This is a genomic window from Psychrobacter sp. W2-37-MNA-CIBAN-0211 (genome assembly GCF_040309405.1).
GTDB lineage: Bacteria > Pseudomonadota > Gammaproteobacteria > Pseudomonadales > Moraxellaceae > Psychrobacter > Psychrobacter glaciei.
Genome location: NZ_JBEOOU010000611.1, coordinates 1 through 233, shown reverse-complemented (window position 1 = coordinate 233; position 233 = coordinate 1). Strand labels below are relative to the sequence as shown.

Genomic DNA, 233 nt, shown 5'->3' with positions numbered 1-233 from the left:
TAGCTCCATTTTAATTGAAGCGCGTGCCAGTGCAGACGCTAAGATGCTAAAAGCCTCAGCCGATGAGAAAATCTATGCATTTGAAGCTGCGGGTAAGCGGGCACAGTACGAAGCTGAAAACGTACTGAGCAACGAACAAATTGCACTGCAAAGATCATTAGCCATATTAAAAGCCTTACCAGACATTATTGCTCAAGCCGTTAAACCGCTTGAAAAAATTGAAGGTATTAAGA

General features: G+C 42.5%; 1 protein-coding gene. It reads left to right on the top strand.

Annotation, left to right across the window (positions count from 1 at the left end; genetic code table 11):
- Positions 1 to 233 (top strand): flotillin domain-containing protein (locus AAEY72_RS16460; protein WP_352311771.1); only part of this gene is annotated, 233 nt, incomplete at both ends.